The sequence below is a fragment of the Luteococcus struthionis genome (genome assembly GCF_048595755.1).
Taxonomy (GTDB): domain Bacteria; phylum Actinomycetota; class Actinomycetes; order Propionibacteriales; family Propionibacteriaceae; genus Luteococcus.
In genome coordinates, this window is sequence record NZ_CP184360.1 from 1,137,661 (window position 1) to 1,152,532 (window position 14,872).

Sequence of the window (14,872 nt, forward strand, 5' to 3'; positions counted from 1 at the left end):
GCTCGAAGTCAGCCGCATCCCTGATCAGGCCTCGGGCTGGGGGTCCTCCAGGCCCAGTTCGACGTCCTCGGCGTCCTCCTCGAGCTGTTCCTCCACCTCGATGGCCTCGATCTTGTCGTCGTCGTCCATTCGGTTGGCGGGCGAGAATTCGACCTCCGCGGCCGCGGCGACGCGCGAGGTGACGCCCGGCAGCCGTGTGGTCCACGCCATCCGGTTCACCACCGCCACCAGCTGTTCGGCGCTCAGCGGCAGGTCTTCGTAGGAACCGTCCTGCGTGGTGTGGGCATCCTCCACCAGGCTCATGTCGTAACCGCGGTAGAGCCCGCCGAACAGGGTGCTGCGCACACAGAAGTCGCTCTTCGCCCCGACGAGCCAGACCTGCTGCGCGCCCAGGTCTGCCAGCACGTCGTCCAGGTTGGTCTCGGCGAAGGAGTCCCCGAAGCGCTTGTCCACGACGGCCTCGCCCATCTCGGGAATCAACTGCGGCACGATCTGCCACTGTTCGGTCCCGGCCTCGAGGCCAGCATCCTGGTGGCGCACCCACACGACGGGTGTGCCAGCCAGGCGGGCTCGACCGACCAGGTCTCCGATCGTCTCGATGATGCGTGATCGGTGCCACACGTCGGCCATCACGCCCACCTGGACGTCCAGGACGAGCAGGGCATCGCCGCTGCGGCCGGGGAACAGGCTCATGGTGCCTCCTGGGTCGGATGCCGACGAGCCTAGCCCCAGCCACCGTCCCATGGCAGGGACTCGGCGCAGAAACAGACGATCCCCGACGCCGCGAGGGCGCCGGGGATCGTCAGGTCGTGCTGTGCTGCCTGGGATCAGGCGGGGCGCACGGCGCCGAGGATCGGCATGGTGTTCATGGAGACCTTCTCCACCGGCTTGCCGGGGCGCGAGGCGTGGATGATGTCGCCGCCACCCACGTAGATGCCCACGTGGCTGCCGCCGTAGAAGACGACGATGTCGCCGGGCTGCAGGTTGCTGGTGGAGACCTTCTGCAGGCCACCCCACTGGGCGTAGCTGGTGCGCGGGATGCTGACACCGGCGGCCTGCCAGGCGGCCTGGGTCAGGCCGGAGCAGTCGTAGCCGGCAGCGGTGGTGCCGCCGTAGACGTAGGGGGTGCCGAGCGCGCCGTAGGCGAAGTTCACGGCGGCCTGGGCGCCAGCGGAGCTGGCGGTGGTCGACGAGGTCACGCTGCGCTTGGTGGTGGCAGCCTTCGGCGCGGAGGTGTTGGCCGAGACGGTGGAGGTGCTCGAGGAGCTGGCCGAGACACCGCCCAGGGCGTCAAGGGTGCGCTCGGTGGCGCGGCCGGTCACCGACAGGCCTTCGGCGGCCTGGAAGTCACGCAGGGCACCCTGGGTGATGGTGCCGAAGTAACCGGTCTGGGGCACGTAGTGGCCGGCGTTGGTGAGCTTGCGCTGCAGCTCGCGGATGGCCTCGCTGCGGTTGCCGAAGACGAGTCCGGTCGAGGAGGTCGAGCGGGCCTTCTTGGTGGTGGTCTTGGTGGCGCTGGCCTTGGTGGTGGTGCCGGTCTTGGGCAGCTCACGCGCCTGGGTGCTGACCGGGGCAGGAGCCTGGTCGCCGCCCGGCACCTGGGCCATGGCCGACGGGCTGGCCACCAGCGAGGCGGAGCCGATCGCGGCGGTGGCGAGAGCGGTGGTGGTGATCGTGCGGATCTTCGACATGGATCTTCCTTTGCTGTCCGCTCCATGGATGAAGGGGAGAGCGGTCTGGGTTGCATTCCTGGCGTGCCGCCGCGGCGGCCGAACTCTGAATCTACTTACCTGAGAAATATTAATAAAATCGAGAATCGGCCGACGGCTGAAGGATGCCGGCCGTCCGGGCCTCGGTTTCTCAAGCCTGGCAAGGATTGATGGGCTATTGAAGTTGTGAAAATCGATTCCTGAAGGTCAGCGGAAGGCGTGCTGGCGATCCGGTCATTCCGGGTCTCTGTGAGAAGCTCTCAGGCGCGCGCAAGCCCCTCGAACAAGGACTTCGAGGGGCTTGCGCCGGTTGGGTCAACCGCTGGTTCAGCCTTGGCCGGCGGGTTGGACGAAGACCGCGACGGTTCGGGCGGGCACGGTGAAGCTGCCGGACGCCGGATCGAAGGAGGACGTCTTCACCGCGGCGTCGGCGCCACCGGCCTGCACCGGGCTCAACCGGTAACCCTGGCCCTTGGCCTGAGGCACCTGCTGGGTGACCTGCTTGGCACTGGCGTTGTAGACCACCACCAGGCCGTCCAGCCGCGGATCGGCATCGGCGCCGACGGTGTCATCGATGTGCTGGACGATGACACCGGGCTGCATCAGGCTGGTTCCGGAGACCGGGTAGCCAACCTTCTGCTTGATCTGCTCGGCCTCGCCCAGCCGGAACAGCGGCGTCGAGAAGCGCAGCCGCAACAGGTCCGCAGCCTGGGCGGAGGCCTGCTTCACCTGCGCCTGGCTGGGCTTGTTGGCGGGATCGGCCAGCAGGGGAGCCATGTACTGGTACTTGGCCTCATTGTCGGCTGCTGGAGTCACGCTAGTGCGTGCCACCGACAGTTCTGAAGGGCGGGGTGAAGCCTTCCCTTCGACTTCACCCCAGCCCCTGAGGTGATCTCGTCAGGCGGGCGCGGATCATCCCGGGATGTGAACAGGGTCAGGGCTTTGCGGGGGTCAGGCTCACCTGGTTGAGGGTGCTCAGCGGTTCGTTGACCTCGAAATGGCGCACCTGCATGTCGGTCACGCCGAAGCCCGCCATCCGTTCCCGGTGCATTGCCACGTAGGCCTCCGCATTCTCGCGGGAGTCGAACAGGTAGATGCCGCCCGAGAGCTCGTCGTCCTGGTTCTCGATCCACACCTTCCACAGGAAACCGGGCTCGGCATTGATCGTCTCGGCCAGGCCACGGAAGGCCTCCGACATCTCGGCACCCCACGGACCCTGGTGGGGAAAGTTCATCTGGACGAGGACGGGCATCGTGACTCCTTTGGTGGTCGTGGCACATCTGCCAAGCACGCTACCGGGTGCACATGACGGCCACGTGACGGTTCAAACGAGGACGGCGCCGGTACCACGGGGGTACCGGCGCCGAGCTGGTCAGGGGACGCGCGTGCGTCAGCGGGCCAACTTCTTCAGGTCGATCGACGAATCGGCCAACTTCTCGGGGTCGACGATGATGCCGCGGTCGATGATGCGGCGCGCCGCACGCACCGTGTTGCCGCCGTCGATGGTGGCGGCACCGATCATGTGGCCCTCGTCGTCCAGCCGGAAGGCGGCCGCCGGGAGCCCGTCGACGTGGCGCAGCACCTCGGTGCCGTTGACCATGTCGCCCACGGCCTCCAGGTGGATGCCGTAGCGATCCGACCACATCCACCCGGCACCGTGCACGGGCAGCGGCTGGCCAGCCAGGGCCGCGGCGACGGTCTGGCCGGCATGCATGGCCGACTCCCAGTGCTCGTGGCGGCGCCCCAGGGTGCCGTCGGCCAGACGATGACGGGCCACGTCACCGGCGGCGAAGACGGTCGGGATGCTCGAACGCTGCTCGTCGTCGACGATCACGCCGTTGTCGACGGTGATGCCCGCATCCTGGGCCAGCTCGGTGTTGGGAACCAGGCCCACCGCCACCAGGACCGCGTCTGCCACGACGATGGTGCCGTCGGCCAGCGTGATGCGGTACTCCTCACCCACCAGCTCGATCTGTTGGGTCATGGCGCAGTGCACCTTGACGCCATGGGCTTCATGCATGTCGTGCAGGCGCCCGGCCAGGATCGCGCCGCAGGCCGGCACCAAGGGCACCGGGACGGGATCGATCAGGCTGACCTCGGCTCCCATCTTGACGGCCGTCGAGGCCACCTCGGCGCCGATCAGGCCAGCCCCGATGATCGCGAAGCGCATGCCCGGCTTGAGGGTCTCGCGCAGCTTGTCGGCGTCGGCGATGGTGCGCAGCTCCAGCAGACCCGGCAGGTCACCGCCGGGAATCGGCAGGGTGCGGGCCCGGCCACCCAAGGACAGGACGGTGTTGCTGGCGCTGAGCACCTGCCCATTGCCGAGCTCCAGCTTGCCCTCGCCGGGCAGCAGCCGGGTGACCCGTTCACTGACCAACTCCACTGCGTTCTCGGAGTACCAGGACTCCGGACGGAAGGCGAGCTTCTCGGCAGGCATGCTGCCGTCGAAGTACTCCTTGCTGAGCGGCGGGCGGTCGTAGGGGAGGCCCTCCGGATCGACGATGGTGATCGCGACGTCGCTGCCATGCTTGCGCAGCTCCTGGGCCGTGGTGAAACCGGCCAGACCACCACCGACGATGACGAGATGATCGGACATCACTGCGCTCCCAGCACCGCACCGTCCACGGGGGTGCCCGGGTACAGCCAGACCTCGTCGCCGCGCAGCTCCACCTTGTGGGTCTTGGCGGGCTGGCTGGCCGGCAGGCACTTGGCCGCGCCGGTGGACAGGCAGAACTTGGCCGAGTGCAGCGGGCACTCCACCTCGTCACCCTCGATCCAGCCGTCGGAGAGCTGGGCGGTCTCGTGGGTGCAGATGTCGTTCAGCGCGTAGTAGTTGCCGTCGGAGAAGAAGACGGCGATGTCCTCGCCGGTTCCGTTGGTGTCACCGTCGACGACGATGGCCTCCTCGTCCTCGATGTCTCCGACGTTGGCGACCTTGATCGGCTCGGCCATGTGGGTGTCTCCTCGTTCTCTCCATCGCCCGTGGCCTCGGTGGCACGGGTCTCAAGTCTTTCAGGCGGTGTGGCCCCAAGTCACGTCAGGGCCACACCGGGGTCGGTCAGCTGGCAGGCCAGACGATGGTTCCGGAGAAACCATCCAGCTGGGCGGGCTGCCAGCGGTTGTAGTGGTGCTCGAAGGCCTGGCGGCGGTAGAACTCCCTGGCCAGCGGCCCGCGCTGCGGGGTGGCGGGAGTGCGCAGGTTGTCACCGAGGAACTCGGCGCTGTGCTGGCGCAGTGCCCAGTGCTGGTCGTAGAGCACCTGGTCGGCCCAGATCTCCTCGAGCAGCAGGTGGCCGGGCAGCTCCACGTTCTCGCACCAGGTGTAGCTCAGGCAGCCCAGTTCGCGACGGGTGTCGATGATCTCCTGCCGGATCTTCACGTACATGGCGTCGGAGGCCTGCACGGCATTCTGGATGACGATGCGCACCTGGCCGCGGGCGGGCCACATGATGGTGCGGCCCTTCTCGGCCACCCCTTCGGGCTGCCAGGCGCCGTTCTTCAAGGCGAAACGCTCGCAGCGGTAGAACTCGGTGACGCCGGTCTGCTCGGCATTGCCCTCCACCAACCGGAAGTACTCCGGAAAGTCCCCGGCCAGGACCTGGGCCCAGAAGGCGTCGAAGCTGGCCTCGTCCTCCCAGGTGGAGGTGAGGACGTGGAAGGTCTCGTCGGTGGCAAGGCCCTTGTACAGCTCCACCGAGTCGCAGCCCGCCAGGGCCCGGACCTGCTCCAGCTGTGTGAGCAGTGGTGCCTCCTCGGCGAGGTCGTGCAGTGTGTGCAGGACGCGCAGCATGTCAGGCCTCCGCGATCTCGGTGGAGAAGTCGACCGTCCAGTCGGGAGCCATGTACTCGTCCTTGGCGACGAAGCGTCGGAAGACGCCCTCCACCAGGAAGCCACACAGCTGCTCGAAGGTGTCGTAGTAGCAGTAGGCCGAGGCGCCGCCACGCAGGTCGGAACCCATCACGACGGGGGCGTCCAGCGCGGTCATGTCGGCCGCCACGGCGTCCCACTCCTCCTGGCTCTTGGTCAGGAAGGGGAACATGTGGTGGATGCCGGCCCCGCGCTGGTCGGTGAACTCGCGGTTGTAGTGCGAGTCGCCGTAGGCGCACTGGATGATCTCGAAGCCGAAGTCACCGACGAATCCCTGCGCGGTGAAGTAACCATGCTGCACCGGGTTCTGGTCACGGTAGAAGGGATTGTCCAGACGGCCGAATTCGGTCTGCCAGGTCTTGACGTCGAACTTCTCGATGCCCAGGATCCGGCGGTACTGCTCGACGCTGTCCATCGTGTCGTCGATGACGACGCCGAAGTGGTTGATGCCCTGCATCGGGATCGCGCGACGGCCACCACGCAGTGCTGCGCCGTCGAGGGTGCGGGCCTCGCCGCCGGTCGCGTTCAGGCCGGTGGGGGCGTCGCCGCTGGCCGGCAGCACCTCGAGCAGGTAGCCGCCCAGCTGCTTGCGAGTGTCGTAGAAGGTGCGGGTGCGGCCGTCGACGACGTGGCTGTGCGCCACGGTGATGCCCAGGCCGTCGAAGTGGGCGCGGATCTGGGCCTCGTCGGCCTCCGCGAGCAAGGTGAGGAAACAGATTCCCTCCCCGCGGGAGAGCAGGTGCTCGTTGAAGGGGGTCTCACCGCCGGTGGGCTGCACCAGCTCGAAGGGGGTGCGGCGCGGTGCGCCACCCATCGGGCCGGGGCCCTCGGGGTCGAAGGGGGCCGAGCCGAAGGCGCAGCGGTAGGTGCCAGCGCTGCGGCGCCCACGGCTGACCATCTCGCTCAGCTGGTCGGTGCCGCGTTCGTGCACGGCCCATTCATTGATGTCGAGCAGGCGGGCATAGCCCTCAAGAGCCTTGTCGAGGTCTCGCACGACGACGCCGATGCTGGCCAAGGTGGTGATCTTCAAGGTTCTTCGTCTCCCGTTCTTGGGTGGGGGTGCCATGGGGCAGGCCCGCTGGACGGGCCCGCCCCATGGCGGTGTGGAACTCAGTTGTCGGTCACTCGGCTGCGGATCAGTAGAACAGGCTCAGGTTCTTGTTCAGGATCATCGCCATGTCGAACAGGATCCGACGCTCGCGGATGAGGTAGCCCCAGGTGGAGTTCTCGTCCTTGATGATGATGTCGGTGCGCTCACCGGTGATCGAATCGTGGTAGCGCTGGCCGTTCGAGCGGTAGTCGTAGAAGTTGCTCTTCACGACGTACTCGCCCTCGCGGACGCCCTTGGTGACACGGATGTTGCTGATGACGTGGCGGGCACGCGACGGGGGCTCCTCGCCCCAGGCCATGTTCGTCAGCAGGCGGTCGACGCGCTGCGTGAGCTGCACCTTGTTCTCCTCGAAGTAGACCGAGGTGCCGAACTTCTTGATGCGGTTCTCGCGACGTTCGCGGGCGTAGCGCTCCTCCTGCACCGGGGCCCAGTAGACGAGGTCCTCGGCGAAGAAGTCGATCCAGTCACCCCATTCGAGGTCGTCCAGCACCTGGACCTCCTCGTAGAGGAAGCGCTCGATGCCGCGCTGCACCTCGGGATCGACGGCGTCCAGCAGGACCTGAACCCGGTTGGTGGTCGGCAGCTCGGGCAGGGCGTCGTCGAGCTCGGTGTGGCGCACCGTGGTCATGTGGACCTTGAGCTCGTCGGCGTCCATGCCATTGGGCATCGCCTTGTCGGGGTTGTTGTTGCTCATGGTTGTCTCCTCGGCGTCGTCGACGGGATCAGTTGGTGGACTCGGAAGGCTTGCCCATGCGGTGCTGGGCGCGCTTGGCCTTGATCTCTTCCCAGCTGTCGCTGGTCATCATGTCCAGGTAGTTCGAGTACATGTTGATCGCGGCGTTGTCGCTGAAGACGTGCTGCGTCGAGCCGCCGGGGTAGCACCCCTCGTCCCACTGGATCGGGGCGCCGGTCATCTGGTAGGTGAAGCCCGAGTCACGGGCGACGCGGCCGTTCAGGATGGCCTGCATCTCCTCCCAGTTCAGGGCGTCGTCGGCCTCGAACATGCCGGCCGGGCTGAAGGTGCGCATCACGTCGCGCCGGATCGAGTCCTTGGTCTGCTCGTCTGCGCCCTTGGGGGCGAAGGCGAAGGACCAGATCTCCTGCTCGCCCGGGCCGCGCGGGTGGGTGACGCGAATGGTGTAGTTGCCCAACACCATGAAGGTCGGCCAGATGTTCAGGTGGCCGCGGACCTCGCGGTCGTCGCCCAGGCGACGGGCGATCTGCTCGGCGATCTCGGGGCGCTTCTCCCATTCCTGCATCGCCTTGCCGGTGTTGGGAACCTCCTTGCCCTTCTCGCCGTACCAGGCGCCGCCATGGCCGTAGTCGCTGAAGAACTGGCGGCCGGTGGGGTTCTCGCCGCGCAGGGTGCGGTCGGCGGCGTCGGAGGCCTTGTTCAGCACGGTGGCGGCCGAGACGTGGGTGATCTCGGAGTGCTGCATGTCAGAGGTGGGCTGCTCGGCCATGAACTTCCAGTTGTTGGGCAGCACCCAACGGTTGAAGCTCACCACCTCCATGCCCTCGTCCCAGCGGTCGATGTAGCCGTCCAGGTAGTACTTGGCGCTGCCCAGGTATTCCTCGAAGTCAGGGGCGTCCGGATCCCAGCTGCCGAACCAGAAGCCCTTGTAGTTGTGCAGTCGCGGAACGGCGACGGCGCTCCACTGGCTCTTGTCGAAGTCCTTCGGGTAGGCGGTGTCCTCGCGGGGGACGTTCATCAGCTTGCCGTCGAGGTCGTAGGACCAGCCGTGGAAGGAGCAGGTGAAGGCCTTGGCCTTGCCCGAGTCGACGCGGCAGATGCGCATGCCACGGTGGCGGCACTGGTTCAGGAAGGCGGCGACGCTGCCGTCCTTCTGGCGAACGACCATGACGGGGTCCTCGCCGATGTAGTTCTGGAAGAAGTCACCCTTCTTGGGGATCTGGCTGTCGTGGGCGAGGAAGCACCAGGCACGCTTCCAGACCTTCTCGAGCTCCTGCTGGTAGATCTCCTCATCGGTGAACATCTGGCCGTTGAGGCGACCATTTTCGATGTCCACGAGATCGGTGATGTCGGTCATGAGAACTCCCTTGTCGACGGACCGGTTGCTGACCCTTCGCGTCGGTTCGGAGCTGGCTTCCCTGCCCTGGTTGGGATCCGACGCTGGAGTCCGCGGTGTGTTGCCTTGATGCTACTTGAATGGGTATTCAAGTGTGATTAATGTCACGGTAGTTGGCCGCCTCTGCAAGGTCAACGGCCACGTGCCGTAGCTTGGAACGAGGGCCTGTGAGGTAGGTCTCACGGGCAAGGAGGCGGTGATGGAACAAGACGTGAAGGACGCGACGACGCGTCGCCGGATCCTTGAGTCGGCACGCCGGATTGCGATGGAACGCGGCTACAAGGGCACCACCATCGCCCGTATCCAGCAGGACGCAGGGGTGCACCCGGGTTCCTTCTACTGGCACTTCAAGGACAAGGACTCGCTCTTTGCCGCCATGGTGCGTGGCGCCCAGGAGCACACCGAACTGATGGTGCAGTCGTTGGACGCCGAGGCGCCCAATCCGGTCAAGGCGGTGCTGGACAGCATCGTCGGGCGGCCCGAGCGCTTCGGTCTGTGGCGCTTCAACGTGCAGCTGATGATGGACAGCCAGATGCGCCAGTCGCGCACCGCAGCCGAGATCCTGCGGTTGCGCGAGCTCACCCAGCACACCCTGACCACCGCCTGGGTCGAGCACGTCCCCACGCGGGTCACCGACGCCAACCCGGGCCTGCCGCGCCAGCTGGCCGACTATTCCCTGGCCACCGTGGAGGGTTGCATCCTGTCTCGGGTGGCCGGAACCCCGCGTGACGAGGACTTCATCACCGCCATGGCCAGTGCGGTGATGGATCGCATGGTGGTGCTGGCCTGCGAGGCGGTGGGGGAGCCGGTGCCCGCCTTCGTCCAGCGTCGTGAACGCGGCCTGCCGCACCTGGTGGAGCGGATGGGGGTGGCGCTGCCCCCTGCGGAACACGTGGTTGACGGTCTCCCGGAGCGCACCTAGCGTCGGAAAGGCACCGCGACGAGCAGCGTCGCAGCCACGAACATGGACGAAGGGGTTCTTTGATGGGTTGGTTGGATGCTCAGGTGGCAGTGCTCACCGGCGGTGGGTCGGGGCTGGGCCGAGCACTGGTGGACACCCTGCTCGATGAGGGGGCCATGGTGGCCGTTCTGGAGTACTCCGCCGACAAGGCCGAGCAGTTGCGCACCTCCTGCGATCCGGAACGGGTCGTGGTCGTGGAGGGCGATGCCGGCTCCTTCGAGTCCAATCGTCAGGTGGTGCAGGCGGCCGTGCAGAAGTGGGGGCGGCTCGACACCTTCATCGCCAATGCCGGTCTGTGGGATGCCAACCGCGGTGTGCAGGACATGAGCGTCGAGCAGATCGAGGCCGGATTCGACGACATCTTCCGTCTCAACGTCAAGGCGCCCTTGCTGGGCATGAAGGCCGCGGTCGACGAGCTGAGGGCCAGCAACGGCTCCTTCATCGTCTCGCTTTCCAATTCCGCGCTCTACCCGGGAGGCGGCGGCCCGCTCTACATCGCCTCCAAGCACGCCGGCATGGGCCTGGTGAAGCAGCTTGCCTACGAGCTGGCTCCCGACGTGCGGGTGAACGGCGTTGCGCCTGCTGGCATGGTGACCGACCTCCGAGGCCCTGCCTCGATGGGCTTGGAGGGTGCGGTCTTCGCCGATGCCGAGGCCTCCGCCAAGGCCGTCGCCGACAAGTCGGCCCTGCATCGCTGCCCCGATCCCGTCGACTACACCGGCGCCTATGTGCTGCTTGCCTCGCGCCGCTACGGGATCACCACATCCGGTTCGGTGCTCGACGTCGCCAATGCCAAGGGCCTGATCGGCCGGGTGGCCGACGACCTGCTCGCGGCCCGCTGAGGGGCTTGCCCCGCGGACCGCAGCGGTCATCACCCCTTGTCGGCCGGGACTCCCGGGTGCAGCCAGACCTCGTCGCCGCGCAGCTCGACCTTGTGCGTCTTCACGGCGACGGTGGCGGGCAGGCACAGTGCCGCGCCGGTGCACAGGCTGAAACGGGCGGCGTGCACGGGGCACTCCACCTCGTCGCCCTCCACCCAGCCCTCGGCGAGCGAGGCGTCCTGGTGGGTGCAGGTGTCGTCGATGGCGTAGTAGGTGTCGTCGGAGAAGAAGACGGCGATGTCCTCGCCGGTGCCGCTGGTGGTGCCGTCGACGACGATGGCGCTCTCGTCCTCGATCTCGCCGACGGTCGCGACCTTGATGGGCTCGGGCATGGGATTCCTCCTGGTGGTGGCAGTGCTGCGTGGTTCCTGCCCGGCTGTCCGGCACACGCCGGAGGCCGATGAAGGAACCCTCATCCCCGGTTCACCGGGACTTCACCAGTCTCGCATTGACTGATGGACAGCGGGCGACGCAGCCCGCCTCGCCCCCCGAGGAGAGATCATGAAGAAGACCAGTCTCGCCGCCCTTGCCGCCATCGGTTCACTGGCCTGGGCCGGCCTTGCCGCCACCCCGTCCCTCGCCAATGACGTCACCTGCCGCTCGACCCTGACCTCCCGGACGATCGACGGCTCCGTGATCGTCCCCAGCGGTGCCACCTGCACCATCCAGGGCGGCCGGATCGACGGAGACGTCAAGGTCTCGTCGGGGGCCACCGCCGTCATCAACCGCACCGTCATCAACGGCAACGTGCAGGCCGAGGGCCACGCCCGGGTGGCCGTCAACGGCGCCCGTGTGGGCGGCAACATCCAGCTCGACCGCGGCCGGGCCGCCCAGCTGGGCAGCAATGTCGTCGGTGGCGACATCCAGCTCTTCGACAACCGCGCCGCCCAGGACGTCACCCGCAATGTGGTCGACGGGAACCTGCAGTGCAAGGGCAACACCCCCGCCCCCACCGGCAGCGGCAACACCGTGCGCGGCAATGCCGAGGACCAGTGCCGTTCCCTGCGTCCCAAGGTGAGTCCGCAGCCGGCCCCGGCCCGCACCACCGGGGACTTCACCGGTGACGGGATCGCCGACGTGATCGGGATCGATGCCAGCGGACAGCTGCGCGTCTACCCCGGCTCCACCACCGGGCGCCTCGCGTCGGGACGGGTCGTGGGCACCGGATGGTCGTCCTTCAACTGGCTGGGGGTGACCCCCGATGCCACCGGTGACGGCGTCTCCGACCTGCTCGCCCGCCGCAGCGACGGCACCCTGTGGCGCTACAGCGGGGCCATCAACCGGGGCTTCTCGGGCGCCAAGCAGGTCGGTCGTGGCTGGGGGAGCATGCAGCTGATGACGGTCCTGGGCGACATGGACCGCGACGGCCGCACCGAGCTCGTCTCGCGCCGCAGCGACGGCAAGCTCTTCCGCTACACCATCACCCCCACCGGCCTGACCGGCAGCCGCCAGATCGGCCACGGATGGGATGGGATGCGCTTCCTGGTGGGCAGTGGCGACGCGAACCGCGACGGGCGTGCCGACCTGACCGCGATCGACGCGAAGGGAATCATGCGGATCTACTACGCCTCCCCGACCGGCGGCTTCGCGGGCAATCGGCAGACCGGCCGCGGCTGGACCACCTTCAATGCCGCCTTCACCCCGGGCGACGTGAACCGCGACGGCCGGCCCGACCTGATGGGCCGCACCCAGGACGGCAAGCTCTACACCTACCTCAACTCGGGTGCCAGCTGGGGGTCTGCCCAGCTGTCCGGCACCGGATGGAATGGGCTGCGCGCCCTGGCCTGATCCGAGGCTGGAGCAGGTGGACCGCCAGGGGCGGGGCCGGTCGTCGGTCCCGCCCCTGGCGGGTGATCGGGACAGTCATTCCCCATGGCGCATGGAAGGTGCGCTGGGCAAGGGCTGTTCGCCCAGCGCCAGAATGCTTTTCCCCTCCCTTTGGGCGTGCTGTGATGGTGACATGGGACTACGTGAACGACTGATCAACCGGATGACGCCCGAAGGTGGCATCAGCGTCGACGAGGCGCTGCAGCGGCTGGCCGAGGGCGGCGTCCTGTGTGACGTGCGTGGCCCCAAGGAGTACGAGAGCGGCCACGCGCCCGGCTCGCGACTGGTGGACGTGCGGGCCCTGGCGGAGAACGTGATGGACGCGGTCTACGAGGGGGACCCCTTCGCCGAACCCGACAAGCCGATCGTGCTGATCTGTGACACGGGGCTGCGTTCGGGCCATGCCGTCAAGCTGGTGCGTGACCAGGGGTTCACCTGTGACTTCGTGGACGGTGGGCTGGTCTCCTGGCTCGACTCCGGCCAGATCCTGATCCCCGGGCCGCCTCGCAGGCGCTTGTGAACCGACGCTGACCTGCGCCGGTCGCCCCGCCGCGGCCCGGGTTCCCCGGACGCTGCTCAGCGAAGGTGGTCGCTGACGTACTGGCGCACCACGTCGTCGAAGTCCTCGTCGCGGACGAAGCCGAGCTCGAGCATCCGCTGGACGTCGAAGTCGCCGGGCCAGGAGCAGACGATGTCCATGACGCGCTGGTCGGGAGCGTCGGTGACGAGGGCACGTGCTTGAGCGCCGCCGACGCGTTCCAGCGAGTCGAGCATCTCCTGCACCGTGACGCAGATTCCCGGCACGTTCATGCCGCGCCAGCCCGACAGCTGGTCTGCGGACAGGTCCATGGCATGGACCAGGTTGGCCACCGCAGTGCGGGGCGACGAGAGCCACATGCGGGTCTCATGCGGTACCGGACATTCGGCGGGGATGCCGTTCAACGGTTCGCGCAGGATGCCGCTGGCGAAGGAGCTCGCGGCAGAATTCGGCTTGCCGGGCCGCACCGAGATGGTGGGAAGGCGGCAGATCCGCCCGTCCAGGAAGCCCTTGCGGGAGTACTCGTTGACCAGCAATTCGCCGATCGCCTTCAGCGCGCCATAGGTGGAGTCGGGCTGTTCGGCCCAGTGCTCGGGCACCACCTCGGGCATCTGGCCCCCGAAGACGGCCAACGAGCTGGTGAAGACCAGTCGCACCGGGCGGCCGGATTCCTGGCCGTTGGTGCGCAGCCTTTCCAGCAAGGCCCGGGTGGCATCCACGTTGACGGCCATGGCCAGGTCGAAGTCCTGCTCGGAACCCCCGGACAACACCGCGGCCAGGTGGTAGACGCCCACGGTGTCGTGGCCCAGTGCCTGGGCGAGCACGTCGGGATCGGCCAGGTTGCCCACCACCGAGGTCACCCGAGGATCCGCGACGGGGGAGGTCGCCAGGTCCAGGGAGGTCACGTGCGTGGCACCCAAGGGGGCCCGGCCGGCGTCGATGCGCTCCAGCAGGGCGCGGGTGACCATGCTGCCCAGGAATCCTGCTCCTCCGGTGATGACGATCCTCATTGACTCCTCCATCGGTTGGCTTTGCTTGGTTGGTTCGTTCGGTTGGCTCGTGCGGATGGTTCGTGCGGGTGGCTTGCTGGTGTGGCCGCTGAGGCCGACCGGGGATGGCTCAGACCAGGCTGATCCGTTGGGTGGCGCGCAGCGTCTGGTCCATGTGCTCGTGCATGGCGCGCGAGGCGGCCTCCTCGTCGTGGGCGCGCAGCGCTGCCAAGATCCGTTGGTGCCTGTCGAGGGCATCCAGACGAACCTGTCTGCTGCGCGAGGTCTCGAGCCGGACGCGCAGCAACATCTGGGAGAGGGTCCGAAAGGCCTCGATGAGGAAGGGGTTGTGGGCGGCCTCCAGGATGATCTCGTGGAAGCGGATGTCGGCATGCGCCGAGGTCTCCACGCAGTCGGGGGCATCGACGTGGGCCCGCATCACCTGGACCTGTTCCTCCAGGGCCGTCAGCTCCTCGTCGGTGATGCGCGTGGCCGCCAGGTGGGTCATGCCCACCTCCAGCACACGACGGGCTTCCATCAGGTCCTGCACCAGCCCGGTGGTGTCACCCTCCAGGCGTGCTCGGACCGTGACGACCTCGGGGTCCAGGATGGACCACCGCTCCACTGGGGCGATCCGATTGCGCCGCCCTTGGCGCACTTCGAGGATGCCCGCTGCCGCCAGCGAGCCCAGTGTCTCGCGCATCGTCAGTCGCGAGACGCCGAAGGTCTCGGCCAGCTGTGCCTCGGAGGGCAGCTCCTCGCCCACCACGAAATCTCCCGCGGCGAGTGCTTCGAGAACCTCTTGCCTGGTGCGTTCCGACGCCTTCATGGTGTCCTTCCCGGCGATGGCGGCCTCGTCGTCGGACGTCGTCCGTGGCGTCCGGGGCATTGACAGTGC

At 67.5% G+C, this 14,872-nt stretch carries 17 protein-coding genes; 4 read left to right on the plus strand and 13 right to left on the minus strand.

Features of this window, described 5'->3' with window-relative positions; genetic code table 11:
- Positions 1-24 precede the first annotated feature (24 nt).
- The 10 genes from ACOAMO_RS05195 to ACOAMO_RS05240 form a co-directional block, all read right to left on the minus strand.
- Positions 25-693, minus strand: coding sequence for an isochorismatase family protein (locus ACOAMO_RS05195; protein ID WP_420176524.1), 669 nt, complete (start codon positions 691-693; stop codon positions 25-27).
- Positions 694-827: 134 nt separating this feature from the next.
- On the minus strand, positions 828-1,691 hold the full coding sequence (locus ACOAMO_RS05200) for a C40 family peptidase (protein ID WP_420176525.1): 864 nt from the start codon (positions 1,689-1,691) through the stop codon (positions 828-830).
- 345 nt (positions 1,692-2,036) lie between these two features.
- Complete coding sequence (locus ACOAMO_RS05205) at positions 2,037-2,525, minus strand: alpha-1,6-glucosidase domain-containing protein (protein ID WP_420176526.1); 489 nt, start codon at positions 2,523-2,525, stop codon at positions 2,037-2,039.
- A 118-nt stretch (positions 2,526-2,643) separates the two neighbouring features.
- Entirely contained in the window at positions 2,644-2,961 is a 318-nt protein-coding gene (locus ACOAMO_RS05210; RefSeq protein ID WP_420176527.1) for a monooxygenase, read from the minus strand.
- Positions 2,962-3,099: 138 nt separating this feature from the next.
- Positions 3,100-4,305: an NAD(P)/FAD-dependent oxidoreductase gene (locus tag ACOAMO_RS05215; protein ID WP_420176528.1), complete on the minus strand. Its 1,206-nt coding sequence runs from the start codon at positions 4,303-4,305 to the stop codon at positions 3,100-3,102.
- A complete protein-coding gene (locus ACOAMO_RS05220; RefSeq protein WP_420176529.1) occupies positions 4,305-4,661 on the minus strand; it encodes a non-heme iron oxygenase ferredoxin subunit in 357 nt (118 codons plus the stop codon). Before ACOAMO_RS05220 ends, ACOAMO_RS05215 begins: the two co-directional genes overlap by 1 nt.
- Before the next feature lie 106 nt (positions 4,662-4,767).
- Positions 4,768-5,499, minus strand: coding sequence for an antibiotic biosynthesis monooxygenase (locus ACOAMO_RS05225; protein WP_420176530.1), 732 nt, complete (start codon positions 5,497-5,499; stop codon positions 4,768-4,770).
- A gap of 1 nt (position 5,500) precedes the next feature.
- On the minus strand, positions 5,501-6,607 hold the full coding sequence (locus ACOAMO_RS05230) for a VOC family protein (protein ID WP_420176531.1): 1,107 nt from the start codon (positions 6,605-6,607) through the stop codon (positions 5,501-5,503).
- A 106-nt stretch (positions 6,608-6,713) separates the two neighbouring features.
- Positions 6,714-7,382, minus strand: coding sequence for an aromatic-ring-hydroxylating dioxygenase subunit beta (locus ACOAMO_RS05235; RefSeq protein ID WP_420176532.1), 669 nt, complete (start codon positions 7,380-7,382; stop codon positions 6,714-6,716).
- 28 nt (positions 7,383-7,410) lie between these two features.
- Positions 7,411-8,739, minus strand: coding sequence for an aromatic ring-hydroxylating oxygenase subunit alpha (locus ACOAMO_RS05240; RefSeq protein WP_420176533.1), 1,329 nt, complete (start codon positions 8,737-8,739; stop codon positions 7,411-7,413).
- A gap of 238 nt (positions 8,740-8,977) precedes the next feature.
- Here ACOAMO_RS05240 and ACOAMO_RS05245 point away from each other — a divergent pair, with 238 nt between their 5' ends.
- Positions 8,978-9,700 carry a TetR/AcrR family transcriptional regulator gene (locus ACOAMO_RS05245; RefSeq protein WP_420176534.1) on the plus strand — a complete coding sequence of 241 codons (723 nt, stop codon included), beginning with the start codon at positions 8,978-8,980 and terminating at the stop codon, positions 9,698-9,700.
- A 62-nt stretch (positions 9,701-9,762) separates the two neighbouring features.
- Entirely contained in the window at positions 9,763-10,581 is an 819-nt protein-coding gene (locus tag ACOAMO_RS05250) for an SDR family NAD(P)-dependent oxidoreductase (protein ID WP_420176535.1), read from the plus strand.
- 29 nt (positions 10,582-10,610) lie between these two features.
- Here the strand turns inward: ACOAMO_RS05250 and ACOAMO_RS05255 are convergent, their stop codons facing one another.
- Positions 10,611-10,952 carry a bifunctional 3-phenylpropionate/cinnamic acid dioxygenase ferredoxin subunit gene (locus tag ACOAMO_RS05255; RefSeq protein ID WP_420176536.1) on the minus strand — a complete coding sequence of 114 codons (342 nt, stop codon included), beginning with the start codon at positions 10,950-10,952 and terminating at the stop codon, positions 10,611-10,613.
- 169 nt (positions 10,953-11,121) lie between these two features.
- On the opposite strand from ACOAMO_RS05255, the gene ACOAMO_RS05260 reads away from it, so the two are divergent.
- Entirely contained in the window at positions 11,122-12,408 is a 1,287-nt protein-coding gene (locus ACOAMO_RS05260) for an FG-GAP-like repeat-containing protein (RefSeq protein ID WP_420176537.1), read from the plus strand.
- Positions 12,409-12,580: 172 nt separating this feature from the next.
- A complete protein-coding gene (locus ACOAMO_RS05265) occupies positions 12,581-12,967 on the plus strand; it encodes a rhodanese-like domain-containing protein (RefSeq protein WP_420176538.1) in 387 nt (128 codons plus the stop codon).
- Between the two features lie 56 nt (positions 12,968-13,023).
- On the opposite strand, the gene denD is transcribed toward ACOAMO_RS05265, so the two are convergent.
- Both denD and ACOAMO_RS05275 read right to left on the minus strand, forming a co-directional pair.
- On the minus strand, positions 13,024-13,995 hold the full coding sequence (gene denD / locus ACOAMO_RS05270) for a D-erythronate dehydrogenase (protein ID WP_420176539.1): 972 nt from the start codon (positions 13,993-13,995) through the stop codon (positions 13,024-13,026).
- Positions 13,996-14,104: 109 nt separating this feature from the next.
- The gene (locus ACOAMO_RS05275) at positions 14,105-14,863 is read right to left on the minus strand and encodes a FadR/GntR family transcriptional regulator (protein ID WP_420176540.1); all 759 of its coding nucleotides are present in this window, start codon (positions 14,861-14,863) and stop codon (positions 14,105-14,107) included.
- Between the last annotated feature and the right edge of the window lie 9 nt (positions 14,864-14,872).